This window comes from Faucicola mancuniensis (genome assembly GCF_046523945.1).
GTDB lineage: Bacteria > Pseudomonadota > Gammaproteobacteria > Pseudomonadales > Moraxellaceae > Faucicola > Faucicola mancuniensis.
Genome location: NZ_CP171363.1, coordinates 927,090 through 940,639 on the forward strand (window position 1 = coordinate 927,090; position 13,550 = coordinate 940,639).

Annotated in this window: 10 protein-coding genes; 8 read left to right on the forward strand and 2 right to left on the reverse strand. The window is 42.4% G+C overall.

What is annotated here, in order from left to right; genetic code table 11:
• The first annotated feature begins 44 nt into the window (after positions 1 to 44).
• The 3 genes from ACGTJS_RS04745 to ACGTJS_RS04755 are packed head-to-tail and all read left to right on the forward strand — an operon-like array spanning position 45 to position 1,579.
• Positions 45 to 530: a hypothetical protein gene (locus ACGTJS_RS04745; protein WP_410472969.1), complete on the forward strand. Its 486-nt coding sequence runs from the start codon at positions 45 to 47 to the stop codon at positions 528 to 530.
• Between the two features lie 47 nt (positions 531 to 577).
• Positions 578 to 994, forward strand: coding sequence for a hypothetical protein (locus tag ACGTJS_RS04750; protein ID WP_410472970.1), 417 nt, complete (start codon positions 578 to 580; stop codon positions 992 to 994).
• Between the two features lie 3 nt (positions 995 to 997).
• Positions 998 to 1,579 carry a hypothetical protein gene (locus ACGTJS_RS04755; protein WP_410472971.1) on the forward strand — a complete coding sequence of 194 codons (582 nt, stop codon included), beginning with the start codon at positions 998 to 1,000 and terminating at the stop codon, positions 1,577 to 1,579.
• Between the two features lie 264 nt (positions 1,580 to 1,843).
• Here the strand turns inward: ACGTJS_RS04755 and ACGTJS_RS04760 are convergent, their stop codons facing one another.
• Both ACGTJS_RS04760 and ACGTJS_RS04765 read right to left on the reverse strand, forming a co-directional pair.
• Positions 1,844 to 2,038: a CopG family ribbon-helix-helix protein gene (locus tag ACGTJS_RS04760; RefSeq protein ID WP_410472972.1), complete on the reverse strand. Its 195-nt coding sequence runs from the start codon at positions 2,036 to 2,038 to the stop codon at positions 1,844 to 1,846.
• Positions 2,028 to 2,330, reverse strand: a complete 303-nt coding sequence (locus tag ACGTJS_RS04765) for a hypothetical protein (protein WP_410472973.1) — start codon at positions 2,328 to 2,330, stop codon at positions 2,028 to 2,030. Before ACGTJS_RS04765 ends, ACGTJS_RS04760 begins: the two co-directional genes overlap by 11 nt.
• A gap of 521 nt (positions 2,331 to 2,851) precedes the next feature.
• Between ACGTJS_RS04765 and ACGTJS_RS04770 the strand changes: the two genes are divergently transcribed.
• The 5 genes from ACGTJS_RS04770 to ACGTJS_RS04790 all read left to right on the forward strand — a co-directional run bounded on the left by ACGTJS_RS04770 (position 2,852) and on the right by ACGTJS_RS04790 (position 13,547).
• Entirely contained in the window at positions 2,852 to 3,370 is a 519-nt protein-coding gene (locus ACGTJS_RS04770) for an LEPR-XLL domain-containing protein (RefSeq protein WP_410472974.1), read from the forward strand.
• Positions 3,371 to 3,425: 55 nt separating this feature from the next.
• Positions 3,426 to 5,870 (forward strand): hypothetical protein, encoded by a 2,445-nt coding sequence (locus tag ACGTJS_RS04775; protein ID WP_410472975.1) that lies wholly within the window; start codon positions 3,426 to 3,428, stop codon positions 5,868 to 5,870.
• A gap of 35 nt (positions 5,871 to 5,905) precedes the next feature.
• Positions 5,906 to 7,522: a PPC domain-containing protein gene (locus ACGTJS_RS04780; RefSeq protein ID WP_410472976.1), complete on the forward strand. Its 1,617-nt coding sequence runs from the start codon at positions 5,906 to 5,908 to the stop codon at positions 7,520 to 7,522.
• Between the two features lie 273 nt (positions 7,523 to 7,795).
• Positions 7,796 to 8,635, forward strand: coding sequence for a hypothetical protein (locus ACGTJS_RS04785; protein WP_410472977.1), 840 nt, complete (start codon positions 7,796 to 7,798; stop codon positions 8,633 to 8,635).
• On the forward strand, positions 8,577 to 13,547 hold the full coding sequence (locus tag ACGTJS_RS04790; RefSeq protein ID WP_410472978.1) for a CARDB domain-containing protein: 4,971 nt from the start codon (positions 8,577 to 8,579) through the stop codon (positions 13,545 to 13,547). The genes ACGTJS_RS04785 and ACGTJS_RS04790 overlap by 59 nt, the downstream gene beginning before the upstream one ends.
• The last annotated feature ends 3 nt before the right edge of the window (positions 13,548 to 13,550 follow it).

Below are 13,550 nucleotides of genomic sequence, written 5' to 3' on the forward strand. Positions count from 1 at the left end.
TCAGTATTATACCAAATCACTATTAAGGTTTGGAAAGAGGTCTATTGCCACAAAATGTTAAAGACACACTGGCTGACATTGATAAGAAGCTGACTACCGCCTTTATGAATGAGACGGTCAATAACCGAGATGATATCATTCGTTATCTATCTGAGCATTACGCCATCACCGCCATCAAAAACCAATCCATGTCGATAAAAAATCCGCATGGGGGCAGCCGTCCCATTCGGTTGCAAGGTGCGTTTTATGAAAAAGCCTTTGAATCTCGGGGAACTCTCGGAGAAGAATTTGACCAAACAAAAAACCATCGAAGACACCGTGACAGCCCAGATAACGAGCGAATTTCAAAGCTTAAAGCAGATTATCAGCGACTCTGTGAAAAGCGAAGTGCAGAACTCACTAAACGCTTTAAGCCAAGAGCTAACAAGCAGTCAGCGTTTGGACGTAGCAAAGATAACCGAGCTACAAAAAAACACTTGTTTCACGTATCGACCAACTGGTCACATTCGAGCCCCTTTCAGAGACTTTAACCCATATTTCTACAACTTTAGACAACGAGCAACAAGCCTTAAAGACGTTGGCGGAGAAAATCGAAACGACGTTACAAGAGCAAATCCAGCAGACCGAAGTGCAATTGTTGAGTCAAATCGAGCAAGTGCAAACCAGCTTAAACCAACAAGCGAACCAAGTCCAGTCGGACTTAGCGGCACAAATGGACAACCAACACCAGCAGTTTCAGGGTTTGATGACAGCCCAAGACCAGTATTTAAAGAAGGTACGGCATCAATTTCTTCTGGTGAAGAAGCTGCCACTCACGTTTTCGATCATCCTATGCTGTCTGCTACTACTTTCACTGGGCGTGAATCCCACCGTACTTTTCAAGTGGGGGATTTGGAGCAACTTTATGATAGCGATGATAGGTATCATGGTCTTTATCTTGGTGGTATGGGGGATATACTTGGCGTATCAGAACATTCAAAATCAGGAGGATTAGGCTATGCTACCCAAACATCCCAATCAGCTATTACAAACCACATTGGACAAGCTGTCACACGAGCTACATGCCAACATGGACAATTATCTCCTACAAATGAAGGCAGAGCAACAAGCACTCATCAACGACGCCCTATCACAGTTAATACCGAGGTTATTGACCAAGCTTATGCCGATTATCGAGCAGGAAGTCAAAAATCAGAATCAGCCGATGCTGACCCAAGTGGAAGCTTACTTGAACGAATTAAAGACCACCAATCAACAACAGTTAAAAATGCTCAAATCAGGCAGAGAAGAATATCAAGGCTTACAGACCAAGATACAATCAGCCTTGAGCCAATTAGACAGCATACAATCCACCAACGACAGCGAAATCGAAAAGTTGCTCACGCACTTACAAACACAAATAACCACCTTAGCAAACTCACAACAGTCTATGACGAGCAAACAAACCGATTTATCCAACTCAATCAGCGAGCTAGAAAAGTTACAAGCGGCTATGGCGACCACGCTCAGCGACTTCACAACTCAACAAACCAACTTAAATCAAGCATTGGCGTTATTTCAGACCTTGCTAAAGCCCTAATCGAACCGTTTAAACAGTTGTTCACTAAGGTAAAACAACAAATCGTGGGATACGCCAAAGCAGGCATCTTGCATGAAGTCGATGCCAATGGCAAACAATAGCCCATGAGCCAGCAACAGGCAACATCCTATGTGGACAGTCACCCGTATGACTTGTCAGGCTATGCCCAATTAAAACTGACCGCAGAAAAACTGGAACAAGATAAAGCGTTGAGACATCAACCGTCTAGGGGATTTGGGAGATAGGGGTAGAGTGATTGGACAATTAACGAAACAAATCCCGCTGTTTGTTATCCGCCAAATACTTTTTAATCAGCTCACGAATCACAAAAGACTGGGAATAGTCTTTTTCAGCACACACCCGTTTAAATTCATTGACCAAGTTCTCATCAAGACGTACCGTTAAGGCGACGGATTTTTCATCGGTTGGCTTTTTAGGTGTTGTTTGGTTATCCGTCATTGCTTAATCCCTGTAAATAGTTCACCGAAGAATCAAGGTTTTCATGCAGTCGCCACACATCCCCGCCTTGTTCCATAATCAGGCGTAGAATCTGAGCTTTTTCAGCCTCACTAAAATCCTGAAAATGTTGTGGGATGACACCGTGATACCAGTTAATCGCCCCTGTATCTTTATCAAAACAAGAAACAGTCACGATATAAACAAAGCCATTTAACCCATAACTGCGGTGGACTTGGCAAAGACAGCGTTTGTCGTCATCATCAAAAATTGAGGCGGCGGTTTCGACTCGCATGGTGATTTTCCAAAAGTTATTTATCAGTATTGCAATACTACGATAAAGTGCAGTACAAATGCAATATGGTATTTTTTATTGGTGATGGCATGAAAGTCGCATCTTTAAACTTTATACTTATAGTCTATAAAGCTGAAAATCATGATTTGTTATATGCTGTTTTATTGACAAGTTAATATACAGAAATAGGGGCTTTTTGCCCCTGTTTTTTTGCCAAAAATGGCTAAATCTTGCTTTTCTGCGTCAAAAACTTGCTTGATAGAATGACTATCAATCTGCGTTTTTTCCTTGAAAAGCGGGCGATTTATCTCATTTTTGCCTAAAAAAATTAATCATGAACAGGTTCTAAGATATTTCAATCAATAGCCTCAAGAATTTTTAGAGAGTGACTACGCCAATAAAAAACAAAAACAACATTTCATAAAATAAAGCTGACGAACCGATAAAAATATTAGATAAAAGTATTGTATTTGAGTATAATGTTGACTAATACTATGTTTAAATCCTTAAAGGAACCGTTCATGTCAGCTAAATCACCTAAACACAATAAAAAAACTAAAAAAAATGTGATTAAAAACGAAAACCTATGGCAATTAGAAGCATTGGAACCCAAGCTTTTAATGTCAGCTGACTTAATGCCTGGGGTGCAAGACATACAGGGTAGTATTGAACAGCCGGGGGAGGAGGATGTTTATGAACTGGTGATTACTGAAACCAGTAAACTGTTCTTTGACGGGGTGCAAGGCAATAACATTAATTGGCAGCTTGATAGTATTGTCAATAACGAGCCAGTTAATCAATTTAGCTCACAAGCGTTAACGGGTAGCTCAGATAAATTTAAGGTATTAACCCCAGGGACTTATCGTTTAACAGTGGACGGTAATAACCAAACGGTTGATAATTATAAATTTAGAATTTTAGGTGAGCAAGCGGCAGAGACATTAACAACAAATCAGGCGGTCACAGGGGAATTAACAGGCAGTAATCAGGCAAAACTGTTTCGTATCTCAGTGAGCAAAGGCGATAGTTTATTTTTTTAAAGGTGATGCCACAAATCAAGGTCAATGGTCATTATTTGACAATCGTGGCAATCAGGTGATTAATAACGGTTATCTAACTAACGATCATGGTGTGCTTACGGTTAATGAGGATGGCGATTATTGGTTGTCGATTGAAGGGGCACCCAATACTGAAAAAAGCAATTATAACTTCACATTGTATCAACAAGCCAAGCAAGCACCTATTACAACCACATTAACCACCTTAAATTCTATTCAATTTCAACCTGGCGGTCAGTACGTTTATGATATCACATTAGAAAATACTGGGTTATTGGCGTTAGATTTCCTAATACAACCGGATAGCGGTATTAGTTGGAGCGTGGTCAACAAGATCACCAATCAAAACGTGCTTCTAAATAGCCGTGAGGCAATCTTATCGCTAAACCAAGGTGAGTATCGTATTACATTGTCCAATAATGGTCGTTTTACTGGGGAGAATCAATTACGCCTATTAGCCGCTAGTCAAAATGATAACTTTGTAGCACTGCCATTAAGTTTTGATTATACGCCAGAAACCAGTTACCAAGCCCAGCTTAAAGCCATTCATGTCACAGAGCCAGGTAACTATACTGTTGATACTCAGGATAAAACTTATAACTATAGTTTATATGATAAGTATTATCACCTAATTACTAAAACCACGCTGAGTGATAGCAACAGTATCATTAACTTACCGAAAGGCGATTTTTATCTTTGGCTTGATCCACAGCTAGCAACGACTGTGTCTTATACCCTTAATATCAGTCGACAGTCAGAACAACCTGTCGTTGCAGAAACTAACCCTGTGGTTAACTCACCATTAGTACTAAATACTACCACCACAATTAACGGTATTAATGGCTATAAAACGACTAGTTATGCCTTAAATGTGACTGATACAAGTTACCTTTCTTTAAACTTGTATTATTACATTTCAGCAGAAATCTATGACAGCAATAATCAATTGGTTCAATCGTTGGCAGGTGCAACAAACCATAAGATTTTATTGGAAAAGGGCAGTTACACCGTTAAATTTAACACGTATTACTATAATACAAATTACACAGCCTATTTAAGTCCTATTCAAACCTTAACCCCTAACCAAGCGGTTAGTATTGCGCCTGAGAGCGTGACTCAACCCCATTTCTTAGCGGTCAACTTGGTGGCTGGTCAACGTTATGCTATCTCTGCGACCCCTTCTAATAATATTAGTAACTCTATTAATGTTAATCTGTATGATAATAACCAATTGCTTCAAAGTGGCAATGCCTATCAGAGTCGAAATGGGCACTGGTACGACCAGAATATGGTCTTCATTGTGCCACATGATGGGGTTTATTACCTTGAGGTGCCTGCACACAGTACGGAAACCCATACTTACTCATTACAAACAGGCACTATAACTAACGTCGCATATGAAATTGGTAATGCGTATCAAGGTGGGGATTTTAATTATCAGGATCAAATTAATCACCCCTTTGAGATTACCCAAGCGGATAAATATCTATTATCAAACTATGTAGATGCTAATAGTTATATGGTAATGAAGCTAATGGATAGCGATGGTAAGGTTACTGATATTAGTAATCAGACGCAACTAATAGATTTAGCGGCAGGTCACTACACGCTTCAAGTCAATAAAACTGCCAATCGAAGTGGCAGCCTAGGTTATGGCTTTAACATTCTTAATGTGACCACCTTAGCGCAATTACCACTAGATGAGCAAGTGACAGGGAGTGCAAATGATTCACGCTTACCTATTGCTTGGAAATTACAAGCGTCGCAAGGACAAACGATTTTAATTGATGCACGTAGTCCGAACACATCAAGTCAAAACTGGTTGCTATTGGATAAGGACGGCAAGCAAATTACTCGTTATGAAACTTGGGGTAACAATGATTACTCAAAAAAAGTGACTATTCCAACCACGGGTGAGTATTACCTGGTTAGTTTTAATGACTATAATTCTAATAATAACCGAGCTGACTATCCCTCACTACGCAATGTATTGATTAGTGATTATCAGGTACATCATCAAACGATTGAATTGGGTCAACAGGTAACTGGGCGCCTAATTGCTGGGGATGCTCAGCAATTTGATTTTAGCTTAGACAGCGCTAAAAATATTGCACTTTCTATAAGAAATGGGAATTACAACATTCGTTTGTTGGGGGCTGATTTAAAGCAAAATGTGCGCAGTTTAAGTGCTAGTGAGACATCACTACAAAATTTCTATCTGCCAGCGGGTAATTATCGTATCGAAATTGATGCAGCGGGTGCCACAACGCCAAGTTATGACTTCAAGCTTGTTGATATTGTCAGCGAAGCTAAAACTTTGACCAATAACAATGGGGTGTTAAGTGGTCAAGTAGCCGCTGATAGTAGCTTAGCCAGTTATACCTTAGATGTGCAAGCAGGGCAGCAATATGGCTTTAAATTCGAAAATGTTGATAATTATAAATTTATGTATCGCTTGGTTGATGAAGAAGTAGAGTGCTAGCTGATAATCGCTATGCCTATCAAATTGCAAACTTTGTGCCCAGTATCACCGGCAAAGTTTATCTCATTATTAATAAACTTAATGCTGCGTTTGGTAGTGCTACCGATTTTAATATCCGATTAACGCAAACGGTCAAACAAACCAAACCGTTAATGGTAGATCAAGAAATTTCTGGGCAGTTCAATACGGCTTCTGACCAAGACAACTACCAATTTCAAGTAAGTCAAGCCGGATACTATCAACTCACGCAAGTCACCGCATCAAACAGCAATATTAGATTTGAGCTATTAAATCCTGATGGTACGTTACTATTTAGTCATACTAACTTGGCGACTTTAAAGGATAGTCAAGTTTATTTAAATCCGGGCAATTATATCTTTAAAATAAGTAATACGATTGAAGCAAATAGCCAATACAGCTTTAAGCTAATCAACTTTGTACCGACTATCAGTTTAAGTCATCCCATTGATTTAACCTTAGAGAATAACAAAAGTAAATCAGTAACCCTTAGTAATGCGACCGATACCTTTTATTATCGCTTAATGCTAGCGAATGAAGATACATTAACGATTAACGATGATAGCGTATCGGTAACATTGTTGGATAAAAACGGCAATGAAATTGCCAGCAGTGCAGACGGTAACTTTACCCAAAAGATTACCAGTACAGATGTTTATAACTTAGCCATTAAATCGACTGTGGCGATTAGCGAGCCTAAAGTAGTAACCATTGGTCGCAGTAATGCGAATGTCAACACCGCAACTGAGGTGAGTAATACTATTGCCAATGCCCAAGAAGTTCTTGTGGCACTCAATGCAACCAAGGTCGTACCGGTTAATATTGGGGATAATAATACTACCACAGATGTTGATTTTTATAGGGTTTATTTGGTCAAAGGGGAAATATTAAAATTATCCACGCCTAATGGCACGTTCGACGGCTATGCACGTGTCTTTAATGCGACAGGTAGTGAAGTTAGCCGTGTTGATGATAGTCCACTCGATTACACGGCGTCAGCAACTGGGGTTTATTATATTGGTATTAGTGGTTATCCAAATGCTTCATATAACCCAATTGATAATACTAATTTAGGCAATGGACGTGTAGGTACCTTGCAATTATCAGTCTCACGTGTCGTTAATAACAATCTTAATTTGTTGCCAAGTTATACTGATATCGTTATGACCAGTGATGATCAGGCGATCAATAACTGGCAAGGTAGTATTAATGCTAATGAATTTAAGGTCTTTAAACTTGCTGTTGAGGAAACAGGGCTTTATTATCTCGATAACAAATCAACAAATTGGTATAGTTATAATAATTATCAGCAAATCGTACTGGCTGATGAAACCGGTAAAATCGTTACCACAAGATTGGATCAGCCAGTTGAGCTTAATAAAGGCAACTATCAGTTAATCATCAATCAAGGCTACAGCTATAACAATGTTTCTGAAGCAAACTTTGCACTAAGTAATCTCACTAAACTAGCGACGCCAATTAGCCTAGGACAAGCAAGTACTACTGAAAATCAAATTAAAAATCAAGTAAAAGCATACGTGTTTGATGCTCAAGCGGGCGATGAAATTTACTTTAATATTTTAGGTAATACAAACGGTAGCACAGCTTGGCGCATTATCAATGCGCATGGCTAACAAATCCTTGCGGGTAATAGCTATGAGGATAGTCAGTCAGCTAAATTATTAAGTGATGGCAAGTATTATTTAATCTTTGATAGTCAAAATACTGAAAATTACACCAATAAAGTAGATTTTCAGATTGATAAGGTTGATAACATCAGTGCTACAGTCGTACTAAATGAAGCAATTACTGGAGTATTAACACCTGCAGCACAAAAACAAACGTATCAGTTACATCTGGATAAGGAAAGTCAGCTCTATGTTGATGTGCTTACCTCAAACGGCAATGTGTACTGGCAACTCATTGACAATGCCACAGGGACGCAAGTCGCCAGTAATAACTTATATGAAAATCTTCAAGTAATTACTCCCAAAGCAGGCGACTATACGCTAATTATAAAGACCGATGTTGAAGCAAGTCAAAGCTTTGCATTGAAATTAAGTCAAGTAAATAGTGGTAAAACGCTACTGCCTGGCGAAATTACCCAAGGTCGATTGATGCCTGATGGTAGCATGGATGAATACCAATTAGAGGTACAAGCTGGTCAACGCATCTACCTTGATTTCCAAAACTTACTGGCGCGGCAGTATGGCTATGATAGTGAGTATGGTTGGGGGTATAACTATGAGGCTCGTGTTCGTATTATTGACCCTTATGGGCGTTATCAATCGATAGGCGAATCCTTTGATGATAAAGAGTTTGTGGCTAGCGTATCAGGCACTTATTCAATTGTGATTGAGCAAGTAGGTAGTAAGCGCATCGAAGTACCTTATCGTTTTATCGCCTTAACCAGTGACATAGGGCAACAAGTACGTCCGATATCGCTAATTGAGCAGCCACGGACAATAGATGTGGTTATATCCAATATCCAAGTAACACCAACAGTGGGCGATGTTATTACTTCAAGTCAAGACATTAACATTGACTGGACAACGACCAATCAAGGGTCTACACCGACCCAAGGTAACTTTAAAGAACGCGTAATTATTAAAGAAAAAGTGACGGGTAATATTATTGCGCAAAGTATTGTTGGCTATGATGAAACCACACAAGGTCAACTGCTTGCGCATGAAAGTAAAGCGGCATACCACGATTCGTCTGCCCCAAGGCTTAGCGGGAGTCGGTGACTTTGAAATCGTAATTGAAACGGATACGTTAAACAATCAAATCGAAGCTGGTGCGGATGAAGAAAATAACATTATACGAGCGCAATTTACCTCGTTATTAGCCGATTATCCAAACTTAACGGTTAGTGATGTAAGTCTAGTGCCAACAAGTAACTGGCAACCAAACCAAGCGGTCACAGTTAACTGGAAGACCAATAACACCGGTGCTCAAATGGCTAAGGGCAGTTGGGTAGAAACCGTTAAAGTTTACAACAACACCACGCAAAAAGTCGTGGCAAGCTTTGACATACCTGTTACTGCGGCGCAAATTGCCGTAGGCGGCAGCCGAGACAACCAAGCGAGCTTTATCTGGCCGGAAGGTATCAACGGTATTGGTCAGTTTACCATCACCGTCAGCACCGACAGTCAGCAGCAGATTGAAGAATCTGAAGGCATCAGCCATGAAAGTGACAACCAAGCATCAGTAAGCCTGATGGCAGGGCCTGACTTGGTGGTTAATGACCTAACGATTACCAACAGCCAAGTACAAGCGGGTGATAAAGTCAGCCTAACGTGGCAGGATACCAACCAAGGCACCTTGGCGCTACCCAGTAACTACCAAAGCCGTATCACGGTACGGGCTAAAAATGCTGATGGTAGCCTAGGGGCTGTTATTGTTGACACCTCACTGTCCTTTAATGACCAACAGCGGCTAGCGGCGGGTGAAACCCGAGCGCGTCAATTTGACTTTACGCTACCAGAAGGCATCAAAGGCAATGGTGACTTTGTTATCAGCGTTACTGCAGACAGTAACATCACGGGTGCGGGCATTATCTTTGAAGTCAACCCACAAAACAATGCCGAACAAAACAACCAACAGACGGCAAATTTACACAGCAACAAAAAGGCTTATGCCGACTTAGCCGTCACCAGCATTGCGATACCGACCGATGCCAAATCAGGTTATCTAGCGACCATTAGCTGGACAGTTGCTAACCAAGGGGATAAAGACACCCAAATCACTAACTGGGTGGATCGGATTGTTCTGGTGCGTCAAGGGCAGTCGATCAACAGTGGCGTTGTCCTTGCGCAAGTCAGTCATGACGGTGTACTCACCAAAGGGGCTTCTTACAGTCAAAGTAAAACGCTAACCTTACCGCGTAACATTGAAGGCAACTATCAACTGGTGGTGGTGACTGATGTCAACCACAGTGAACTTGAGCCAGACACGGCAATTAATAACACCTACACCTCACCAGTCTTTGCCATTAAACAAACCTATGTTGACCTGTTACCGACATTGACCACGATACCACAAAAAGCGGAAGCAGGGCGTACCACCACCGTCAGTTGGCAGGTGAATAACCAAGGTACCATTGCTACCGCTACCAGTAGCTACTGGGTTGATCAAATCTACTTATCGAAAACCGGTGTGCTTGACAATAATGCTATCTTAGTAGGCAGTAAATCGCACACAGGACAACTGAGCATTGGGGCAAGCTATCAGGAAAGTCAAAGCATCACGCTACCAACCAATCTACTCGGTGACTACTACCTGATTGTGGTCACCGATGCTAACCAAAACACCTATGAGCCCAATCAACGGGGCAACAACACCGTGGTGAGTAGCCAGCCGATTAGCATTGCGCCTGAACCTTACGCCAACCTAGTGGCTAAAAACTTGGTATTACCCTCAGCGTTATCGGTGGGTGAGCAACTAACCGTTAGCGTTGACTTAGAAAATAACGGTACTGACTTAGTTAATGCCAGTACCTATCACACGATCACCTTTATTAACAGCCAAAACCCTAACCAACGTGTTAGCCAGCAATTGCCGCTAGACAGCTTGGTTATGATGCCCAACAGCACACAAACCAAAACCTACACCACCACTGTGCCAAGCCTAGCCAATGGTCAATGGCAGGTGGTATTAGACCTTGATCGTAGTGGTTACATCAAAGAGTCCAATGACACTGATAACCAAATCACCGGCACCCTTGCGATTGTTTCACCTGACTTAAGGGTAAGTGACATCACCACCACAGGCACACGTCAAGGCGGTGAAAGTCTGCAAATTGCTTGGAACACCGTCAATGCCGGTAGCCAAGCAGCCAGCAACGTCGTTGACCAGGTCTATTTAACTAAAAATGGCAGTTTAGGGGCTGGGGCGATACTGCTCAAAGAAATTAGCCATGAGACCTTAGCGGCTAACACTCAAGTTGCCAACCAGTTTAGCTATGAATTACCCGTTGACTTACAAGGCGATTGGTCGCTGGTGATTATCACGGATGCGAACAACCGCAATCGTGAAAATCGCTTAGAGGACAATAATACGCTAGCCCTGGCGATGAACATCGCAGTCAGCAGCTATGCGGACCTCACAGTAAGCCAAATCCAAGTACCGACCCAAACCATTGGTGATCCGGCAAGTCTGACAGTGAATTGGACAGTCAGTAATCAAGGCTTAGGCTTGGGTAAAACCCTAAGCTGGACAGACAGTGTCATTTACTCTGCCAATGATATCTTAGGCGACAATGATGACATCGTATTAGGTCGTAAGACCCACAACGGTGGGTTAGCCGTGGGTAACAGCTACTCAGACAGTCTTACCTACCACTTTGCTCCAGGTTTTACCCGTCATGGCAAAATCTTCGTTAAGACCGACAGTGGCAATCAAGTCTGGGAAAATGGCTTAGAGAGTAACAATGTCAAAATGAGTGATACGGTGGATGTCATGCCGATTGCTTATGCTGACTTAACCGTTGACAGCATTGCCACTAACACCACGGCCTACAGTGGCCAAAGCATTGAGGTGACTTGGCAGGTCAGCAATCGGGGTATTGGCATTACCAACACCAACCAATGGACGGACAGCATTTGGTTATCGGACAGCACCGGTAAAACTTGGACGCTTGGCAGCTTAACCCATTTAGGCGCACTTGCTGCCAATGATAGCTACCGTAATACGATTAGCGTGACCTTACCCAATGGGCTTACCGGTGACTATACCCTGCAGGTAAAAACCGGCGGTCCGTTTGAATTTACCCATGGCGACAACAATGCGTCGCAAATTAGCTTACCGATTAGTCTATCACCGACCCCTGACTTGGTAGTGAGCCAAATCAGCTTACCATCGAGCGCTTATGAAGGCGATTTAATCCAATTTAGTTGGCAAGTAAAAAACCAAGGCGACGCACAAGCGGCAGGTACTTGGCAAGATGAGGTAAGACTAGTTTCGGTTAATGATCCAAATCAAAGTATCAGTCTTGGTAATTATCAATACACTGAGAACTTAGAAGCAGGTAAAACCTACACCCGTGAAGAGCAAATTCGTTTGCCAAGTAAACTTGAAGGGCTATGGCGCCTTGAGGTGGTGACCAATAAAACGGGCTCGTTATACGAATATGCGGATGCCTCGAAAAACAACCAAAAACAATCCGATACCGCGCTGGCAGTCAGCTTACTGCCACGCCCTGACTTGCGTGTGACTGAGGTTGAAGTCCCAGAAACGGTGACGGCAGGCACTCGAGCGACGGTAAAATTCGTGGTTGCTAATACCGGCACTATCGCCACCAATAAGCAGTGGCAAGATGCAGTTTACTTATCGCTTGATGGCACGTTCAGCGCGGACGATAAACTCATTAGCCGTATCAGCAACCCTGTGGTACTAGCACCAACCGAAAGTTATAGTTCACAAAGCACCACCCTTGACATCCCGATAAGCTATCGTGGAGACGTGTATGTGATTGTGGTGGCAGATAGCAGCCATGCTGTCGAAGAATACCCCAATGAGAATAATAACTATTACGCTAAAAAGTTGCATGTAGACGCGGTGCCCTTTGCCGACTTAGTCACCAGTGATGTGGTTGCCCCTGAGCAAATTGCCCATGGTTCAACGGTTGACGTGACCTATAAAGTGGCTAATAAAGGTTCAGCCAAAACCCAAGGGTTAAGTAGCACGATTGATAGCTGGACAGACACGGTATGGCTTACCAAAGACCCCACCCGTCCGCGTCCAGAACGTGGCGACATCTTGGTGGGTAAAACCACGCACCAAGGGCAGTTAGAGGTGGGTCAAGATTATCTAGGCAGTATTCAAGCCACGATTCCAGAAGGTACCTTATCAGGTCAGTGGTATATCCAAGTGTGGAGTGACAACTACGATGTCATCTTAGAAGACACGCTGGCGTCAAATATTAACTTAAATGACCCTAAAGAGCTCGACAACAATAATTATGCGGCGAAAGCTGTGAATATCCTAGGCTATACACCGCCGGACTTAAAAGTGGTGGCGGTAACAGCAGACAAACAGGTGCAAGCCGGTAATACATTTAGCTTTAGCTATACCGTACAAAACATTGCCGATGCCTTTGAGGAAAAAACCAACGGCAAGGTTAACCAGTGGGTGGATGAAGTTTGGTTAAGTAATAATCCCGATCTCACCAAAGCCACAGAAAAATGGCTATTAGGCAGTTATGAGCAAAAGCGTGCCATGGGTAACCAAGAAACCTATAGCAATAGTCAGACGGTGACATTATCGCCTTCCATTGATGCCACCTACTTAATTGTGCGCACCAATACCTCATTAAGTGCCACTAATTCAATTACTGAGTTGACCAAAGCGAATAACCAAGCCTTGGTAGAGACGCTGGTTACCAGTACCCCAGCGGACTTACAAGTTACCACTATTACCACCCAACCTGAAAACTTCTCAGGCGAATTAACGCCGATTAGCTGGACGGTGACCAACCAAGGCGGTGATGTTTGGAGTCGTACGCCTGACTGGAACGATGTGGTGGTGATTAGTAAATACCCTGAGATGATTGAGGGTCACTACCAAGTCATTGGTCAATATCAGCACAACAATAGCCAAGGCTTAAAAGCGGGTGAAAGCTATACGGCGACCATTCATAAAACTACCGATTGGCGGTAATGG